Source organism: Quadrisphaera sp. RL12-1S (genome assembly GCF_014270065.1).
Taxonomy (GTDB): domain Bacteria; phylum Actinomycetota; class Actinomycetes; order Actinomycetales; family Quadrisphaeraceae; genus Quadrisphaera.
In genome coordinates, this window is record NZ_JACNME010000022.1 from 1 (window position 1) to 5855 (window position 5855).

Annotated in this window: 4 protein-coding genes and 1 pseudogene; 1 reads left to right on the top strand and 4 read right to left on the bottom strand. The window is 70.5% G+C overall.

Annotated features, from left to right (window positions below; all coding sequences use genetic code 11):
• Positions 1 to 110: pseudogene (locus tag H7K62_RS23215) on the top strand (IS5/IS1182 family transposase); the annotation flags it as partial.
• An 11-nt stretch (positions 111 to 121) separates the two neighbouring features.
• On the opposite strand, the gene H7K62_RS21280 reads toward H7K62_RS23215, so the two are convergent.
• The 4 genes from H7K62_RS21280 to H7K62_RS21295 all read right to left on the bottom strand — a co-directional run.
• Entirely contained in the window at positions 122 to 451 is a 330-nt protein-coding gene (locus H7K62_RS21280) for a hypothetical protein (RefSeq protein ID WP_186722553.1), read from the bottom strand.
• Between the two features lie 350 nt (positions 452 to 801).
• Complete coding sequence (locus H7K62_RS21285; protein ID WP_186722554.1) at positions 802 to 1245, bottom strand: hypothetical protein; 444 nt, start codon at positions 1243 to 1245, stop codon at positions 802 to 804.
• Between the two features lie 1467 nt (positions 1246 to 2712).
• Positions 2713 to 3741: a GGDEF domain-containing protein gene (locus H7K62_RS24430; protein WP_186722555.1), complete on the bottom strand. Its 1029-nt coding sequence runs from the start codon at positions 3739 to 3741 to the stop codon at positions 2713 to 2715.
• Positions 3742 to 3868: 127 nt separating this feature from the next.
• On the bottom strand, positions 3869 to 5855 hold a 1987-nt coding region (locus H7K62_RS21295), incomplete at its 5' end, for an HD domain-containing phosphohydrolase (RefSeq protein WP_186722556.1).

The window sequence follows — 5855 nt, forward strand, 5'->3', positions numbered from 1 at the left end:
TGGCGTTCAAGCGGCTCGCCCTGCGCTATGACCGCACCGCGAAGTCGGTCAACGCGCTGGCTCGTCTCGCGGTCACCTTGATCGCTGCTCGGCTGCTCGTGAACGACTAATGCAACGTCTTCTAAGTGGGCTGGTCGATGAGCCGCAGCGAACCGGCACCCCGGTCGTTCGCCATCTGCAGCCGGCCGGACTGCACCTGCCCGTAAGGCGTGGACAGATCCCCGGCGTCCAAGGCGAGCTGGAGGGTGAGGACCTGGCATGCCTCTACTGCGGCGATGCCCATCCCCGTGCCGTCATCGACGCCGACCGTCACAGGCAAGGCGTCACTGGAGCCGTCGTCGGGGTGGAAGGTTGCAGTGGCAGTGATGGGGTGTTGCTTGGCGAGATTGATGGGGGGGCTGGGCGTGGCTGCACCGACGTCATCGTTGGAGCCTGGGGCGGAGGTCTGCACGGCGACGAGGGTGCGGTGAAGGGGTTGCGGGCATGCCGGTGAGGCCATGACGTCGTCGGGCCTAGCGCTGCAGCCGCTGAGCAGCAGCATTACGGCGGCAGCGGGGACCGCAAGGCGTGCGGCTCTGCGTGCGTAGACGGTGGCCCCCTGGTGTCCTCGTGCTTCACGTCGGCTACACCTATGACGCCGCTACTCGTATGCGATGTTGCATGGCGTCGACACTCTCCCTCATCGCTCTGTCTGCGCTGACCGACCAGGTGAGACCGCGACGCGCAAGAGGGGAGGACCGCACTAGCGGTCCTCCCCTCTTGTGTTGTTGCCCTCATTGGCGGGGTCGCTCGCTTCTACCCCTAGGCGTAAGTCCTGCCGTTGCTGTAGGTGCGCTTGATAAAGTCATCGATCGACTCCGGATTAGCCCCGGGAGCGTTCTGCTTGATCAGCTGGAGCACCTCCTCGGGGGTGAGTTCCTTTGGGAACCCGCCGCGCTGAGAGTTGAGCTGGTGCAGTGTCCTCTGCAGGGCGTAGCTCTCGTTGGGACTGGCCGACATGGGCATCAGGAGGCTGCCGGAGGCGCCGAACCGGACTCCGGTCGTCGCGGTGATCGTGGCCTTGTCCTGCGCCGAGAGGTTCTTGGACATCCATGACTGGTCGTAAGCGGCGGGGATGGTTGACGGGGAAGAGAGCGCCGCGGCGACCTGCTCATAGCTCGAGGGGGCTTCCTGGGCGGTGCGGCTGGGCTTGGTGGACCAGTCAGTACTGCTGTAGCGGCTGCCGCCGATGGGCGAGATGGACATGGCCTTCCTTGAGCTCAGTGGTCTCGGCTGCATCTACGGGATCGCGGGACATTGCCTCTATCGGCTCAAGATCGCGCCCGCTTGAAAGGCTCTTTTGTATACATGTCCTGCATCTGTTCGCCTTTGAACAGTCGCCGGCAGGGACCAGAGGCGCCCGTCGAAGTCAACGAGCGCAAGCCCGACGTCGACGACGCGAAGGACCTCCACGACCGACGACCGTGTCGCACTTTCCACCTTCGATGCAGCGTCGGTCTCTGTGGAGAAGGGTCCGTCAGGCGCGTCGATGACCACGATCCGGCGACCGGCTCGATGCAGTCGACTTCGACAGGGAGGGTCAGCGACGCGCTCCGGTGTCGACGGTCGTCCACAGCCTCATCTTGTCTGGGTGAGGCGTCGACGCGTCCGATCGACCACCGCTCCCCGGATCCCATCTGCGACCTCGACCTCGGAGGGGGTTGAAGCATCATGCGCGCGGGGCCCGAGGGCGTGGCGCTGACAAGGCGTCAGCGACGCGGGGGGCACGATGCTGCTTCTTGCGACGGTCGAGGCCGACTGCAGAGGAATGGGCTTAGGTGATCAAAGCAACGTCAACGGCGGCGCGGCGGCTGCTCCTCGTACCGATCTTCTTGCCGGCCATGCTCATCTTCCCCTTGCTCGACTGGCTCATGGGGAGTTGGTGGGGAGTCCTTGGGGTAGCTGCGTACGTCATCGGCGTCTTCATCTGGGTGCAGGCACCGTTCCGGCGGCGAGCACCGAGCAGTGGAAGGCGTTCACGCCGCCGCGCCGATCCGAAGGCGGGCTGAACGAGCGATTCCCGGCGCGGTGGAGGACCGCCGACCGAACAACATCGTCTGACGCTCGTCGGCCGGCACTGCCGCCCGCGATCATTTGCTCCGCCACTTCCGCCAGGCGCTTACCGCGAGGGCCCCACCGATGCCGACCACCATGAAGGCTAAGACAATGATCTTGTAGATCAGCGGCTGATGAGACTCGCCGATCGTCAGGATCGGCGCTTGAAGTAGAACTCTCACCATGGTCTCCTCCGACACGTGCGGCGGCCGCTGCCTGAGTCTCTTCCGCGTGAGCCGAACTGCGGAGCGGCGGCAACGGGTTCCCCGCTGCTTGTCTCGCACGTGGACCGGTGACCGCCCGCCTCGGCACATGTCACGGCGCGCTGGCGCCCGAAGCCCCGGTCCGTCGCAGATGGGATCGCTACCCGGACGGGTGTGGCGGAAATCGTTCAGCGCACCGCGGGCCTCGACTAGTCGATGTGACTCGCCATCCACGGCGAGTTGAGCAGCTGGAGCCGCGGTAGCGCGAAGGCTGTCCCCGGGAGGGGGCGGACCCACTGTCTCCATGGTCGTCGCCTCGCTACCGACCGTGCTGCCGAGACGGGTCGCGCGATCGTCGGTTGTCCTGGCGGTGGTTGCGCACCACGGCGTCGATCTTCGGCCCTTGTCCTCGTTGTCAGGCACTGGCGTACTGGTCACGCCCGGCGCGCTTGGCCTCGTACAGGGCAGCGTCGGCTGCTGCGTACAGCTCACGCATCCCCACCGCGTGCCGCGGCACCTGCGCCACCCCAACACTGATCGTCACTGCCAGCTGGGTTCCGTCCACCAGCTGCAGCGGGGCCGCGCGCACCGCCTGGACCAGCTCCCCAGCCCTCAGGGCGGCCACCTCTGCTGAGCAACCCGTCAGCAGCACCGCCAGCTCATCCCCGCCCATGCGGCTGACCACCGCATCGTCATGGCGCACCGAGGAGGCCAGTACCCGCGCGAGGTGGCGCAGCGCGTCGTCTCCGACCGGATGACCATGCCCGTCGTTGATGGCCTTGAAGTTATCGACGTCCACGAGGACCAGCGCCGTGCCCTGGGCCGAGGCCGCTGAGCGCAGCGACGCGGCGAGGGCGTCATCCAGCACCCGACGGGTGACCAGACCGGTCAAGGTGTCCACCGCGGCCAAGCGCGCCAGCTCAGCCCTGTCGGCTTCCTGGGCGTCCAGCAGGCGCACCAGCACAACGGCCACCACCGCCAGAGTGGTGCCAACGAACACGACGTCGGTCAGCGCCGCCGGCAGCGGCATGAAGTGGGTGGTCACCGCAAGGTCACCCAGGATGGCGGTGCTCACCGCCACAGCTGCGCCACCGGCGCGCAGTTGGGTCGCGGCGGCGATGACGGGCAGGGCCAGGAAGACCTGCACCGAGGCTGAGACGTCACCGGTGTGCCACGCCTGGGCGCAGATCAGCACGGTGCCTAGGGCTGGGACGGCGGCGAGCACCCCGACGCGGTCCAAGCGAGCAGCCTCACCGAACCAGCACCAGGCCGACACGCCCGCGGCGGCCGCGGCCACGACCCAGCTGATGCTCCGTTGCTGCGCCGTGGGAGTGGCCGGGTCGATGAAGGAGTACAGCACCAGCACGGCCGCGCCGGCTGCCAGGACGGCAGCAGCGGTGCGCGCGGCGCGCTGGGGATGACGAGCGCGCAGGGTCGTGTTCACGTGCATGTGGATGTCCTCGTCGGTCGGTGTCGGTGAGGGAGTTCGTTGCCCCGCTGACCACCCGGTGAGGTGGTCAGCGGCGCAGGCAGCTGTCCTGGGTCCGCCCGTTCGGCAGCCGCCGGGCAGGTCAGCGTCGTCCGGTGACCAGCCCGCCCACGGGTCCGCCGGCACCGGGCAGGCCCGTCACCGCTGTTTGGGACCGCTCCGGAGCCCGTGACGCTCCCGACGAGGAGCCGCCCGAGGAGCCGGACGAGCCGCTGGAGCTCTTAGGTGGTGGGTCGGTCCGCCCGCTCACGAGTCCCCCCGTGAGACCGCCGGTGAGCCTGCTGGCTGAGTCGTCTGCTTGCTTGGCGGCTCTGGAGGCGGCGTCGGCCGCGTCCTTGGCCGCCTTCCTCGCGGCCTGCTCGGCTGCCGTGCCAGCGGCGTCAGCAGGGTCAGCAGCGGCCTTCGCCTGGTCGGCCTTTCCCTTGGCCGCTTTCTCGGCTGCCGCCTTCGCCTCCTCGGCGGCCTTCCTCGCCGGTGCTGACGTGGCGGCCGGGACCTTCGATGCTCTGGGGTCCGCCGGGCGAGGCGCGCTCGGCGCTAGCACCGGCGCGGGAGACGTGCGTGGTGCAGCGGTCGAGGGCGGGGTCACCGGTAGGGTCGGGCGGTTGCCCGCGGGGCTGGAGGGGCCCGCGGGATGCTGAGGGTCGGTGGCCACCGGTGCCCCCTCGAGCGGTGATGCCGTTGGCAGCGGAGCCGCGGTCGTGGACGCTGTCGGCACGGCAGCGGTGGCCTCGACTGCGCTGGGGAGTGCGTTCGGCCCGGACGTCGGGGTGCTGGGCGCCCCGGATGCTTCGGGCTGGGTGGGGACGCTTGTCGCGCCTGCGATCGCTCCCGAGGCGGAACGGGCCCTACTGCCGGGCGCGGCGGCGGCGCCGTTCGCGGTGAGGGGGACTGTGGACTGCTGGACCACCAGCACCGCCGCACCCGGCGGCGCGGCGATGACGTCGGCGGTGGCCACCCCTCCGGTCACCCCCACCCCGGCGGCCAGGACGGCCGTCGCCGCGTGTCCACCGGCGACCTGCAGCGCCGCTCCCACCGAGGGGGCGGCCTGGGCGGGGGCGGCGACGACCACCGGCAGTGCCGCCAGGAGCGTCGCCGGACCGGCGACGCGGCGCAGCTTGGCGATGCCGACGCCGAGCAGCGCCCGCACCACCACCGGGTCGAACTGGGCCCCGGCGCACCGGGTGATCTCCGCGCGGGCCTGCTCGGCCGACATCGGCTTCTTGTACGCCCTCGCGGAGGTGATGACGTCGTAGGTGTCGGCGACCGCGATGATCCGCGCGGCGAGGTGGATGTCCTCACCCGCCAGCGCGCGGGGGTACCCCGTGCCGTCGAAGCGCTCGTGGTGCTGCTCGACCCCGTCCAGCCAGTCCCCCAGCCAGCCGCGCAGCGGCTCGACGAGCTCGCCGCCGTGGTGGGGGTGGGTCTGCAGCTGGGCCCACTCGGCCTCGCTGGGGCGGCCGGCCTTGTTGATGACCTCCACGGGGACGTGGACCTTCCCGACGTCGTGCAGCAGCGCGGCCCAGCTGAGCCGGTCGACGTCGGCGGCGGACAGGCCCATCTCCTGGCCGATGAGGGCGGCGTAGGCCTGCACCCGTTCGGCGTGGGCGCGGGTCCTGCCGTCGTGGGCGGCCAGCGTCGCGACCAGGGCCAGCACCCGTTGGCCGGAGCCCTCGCCCCCGCGCTCGGACCCCTCCAGGGCCTCGGGCGACCAGCGGCGTCGCGCCAGCGCGAAGCGGTGGGGCACGTCGTCGGGCAGCACCAGGCTCAGGCGGAGCAGCGCCGACAGCGGGGCCAGGCGGCGCAGCAGCCGCGAGCAGGCGAACAGGACCACCGAGGTGACCACGACCACGCTGACGAGCCACAGCCACACCGGCAGGCCCACCCGCGCAGGCGGCACTACCAGGGCGGCCACGGCCCCGACCACCAGGGCCAGCGCCAGGGGTCCGACGACGACGGCGGTGCGCACCGCCAGCGCCAGCCCCGGCCGGGCGCGCCGCGGCACCACGTCGGGGTCGGTGTAGTTCTGCGTCGGCCCCGGGCTGACGACCGGGCTGACGACCGGGCTG

Bases quoted from the DNA above. Each gene is read 5' to 3' on its own strand.
- H7K62_RS21285 (WP_186722554.1), bottom strand. From the start codon at position 1,245: ATGTCCATCTCGCCCATCGGCGGCAGCCGCTACAGCAGTACTGACTGG.